Below are 1,235 nucleotides of genomic sequence, written 5' to 3'. Positions count from 1 at the left end.
CGCGCCCTTGAGCTTGGAGTCCCGGATTCGGCGGTTCTGGTTGAGCCGCGGGCAACTAACACAGCTGAGAACATCGAGTACACCCGAGAACTGCTGGACACCGAGGGCATCCCAGTCAGTTCGATGCTGTTGGTGTCGCGGCCCTACCAGCAGCGCCGAGCGTTCGCTACGGCCAAGAAGATCTGGCCGGATGTCGAAATCGTGTGCAGCTCGCAACGTTTGCCGTTGGACGAGTACGTGCGCGCAATCGGGGACGTCAGCCGCGTGATCAACATGCTCGTTGGAGATACCCAGCGCATCACCGTCTACGCCGAGCGAGGTTTTGCAGTCCCCCAAGATGTCCCGGCGGAGGTAGATGCTGCGTACCGCCGGCTCGTTGACGCAGGCTATGTCTCCAGGCTCGTCTGATTGAGGACTAGTTGCCTGCTGGCCAGCTCTCTTGCTCAGCGGCTGGCTAGCAGGCAACAGAGACTAGGCGGTATGCGAAGCTCTGCTCTCGTCATCCTCGATGAGGACCCTGAGAGCCCGGACAAGTGACTTTGCGGGCACTTGAATGGCCGCAACCGCCTCGCCAGCATGGCCGTTGCTGTCCATGGGCTGAACTTCCAAGAACGCTGTTTCTTGGATGACTGCGACGTTAAGGACTTGCTCGGGCGGCTCGGTCATTTTTCCCGGGACGTCGTCCCGGCTGCTGTAGCCGCTGATCTGGACCTCTCGGATGGACATGGTCACAAGTCTGCCTGCTGGTCTGCTTCCGCCTCGGGCGAGCCTCCATCACTCAGGAGTTCCCCATCGCTTTCCGGAGGTGCCGTTCCTCAGCGGGCGGTGCCGACCCGCTCCCAAGTGCGATCGACTGCCCCCAGCAGTTCCGGGCTGGCCTTGGTGATGAACTCGGTAACGAGGTCACCGGGGCCATACCGGTGCTTGATCTCAGCGATCCGCTCGCGGGCGTCGACAGGTTCGCCGTCGGGCGTCGTGGTGAGGTCGCAGCACCACAGCGCATCACGAGTGGCAGTCGCTTCGTCCTCGTAGACAGCGAGCTGATCGGCAAGACCGCGCAGGTCCGCTTCTAGGGCAGCGAACGAATGGTGAGCCACGAGGTGCACCAGACGCCGAGGAGCATTAAGCGCCTCAAGGAACCGGGCACCGTCCAGAGGGTGAAAGCCGGTCTCTGCGAGATCTGGCGCGTAGCCGACGTCATGGAGAACGGCTGCCGCTTCTAGCAGCTCTGCATC

3 protein-coding genes are annotated in these 1,235 nt (G+C 62.3%); 1 reads left to right on the top strand and 2 read right to left on the bottom strand.

What is annotated here, in order from left to right:
• The coding region (locus tag OU415_RS38205) for a YdcF family protein (RefSeq protein ID WP_270954690.1) at nt 1-408 on the top strand (408 nt) is incomplete at its 5' end.
• A 63-nt stretch (nt 409-471) separates the two neighbouring features.
• Here OU415_RS38205 and OU415_RS38200 read toward each other — a convergent pair.
• Together OU415_RS38200 and OU415_RS38195 are read right to left on the bottom strand one after the other, a co-directional pair.
• Nucleotides 472-726: a hypothetical protein gene (locus tag OU415_RS38200; RefSeq protein WP_270954689.1), complete on the bottom strand. Its 255-nt coding sequence runs from the start codon at nt 724-726 to the stop codon at nt 472-474.
• Nucleotides 727-815: 89 nt separating this feature from the next.
• Nucleotides 816-1,235: HD domain-containing protein (locus tag OU415_RS38195; RefSeq protein ID WP_270954688.1), on the bottom strand; the 420-nt coding region annotated here is incomplete at its 5' end.

This window comes from Saccharopolyspora oryzae, from assembly GCF_027853915.1.
Classification (GTDB): domain Bacteria; phylum Actinomycetota; class Actinomycetes; order Mycobacteriales; family Pseudonocardiaceae; genus Saccharopolyspora; species Saccharopolyspora oryzae.
The sequence above is the reverse complement of the archived record's forward strand: the minus strand, read 5'-3'. Positions and strand labels throughout refer to the sequence as shown.

Excerpts from the sequence above, each read along its gene's own strand:
- OU415_RS38200 (WP_270954689.1), bottom strand. The coding sequence starts at position 726 with ATGTCCATCCGAGAGGTCCAGATCAGCGGCTACAGCAGCCGGGACGAC.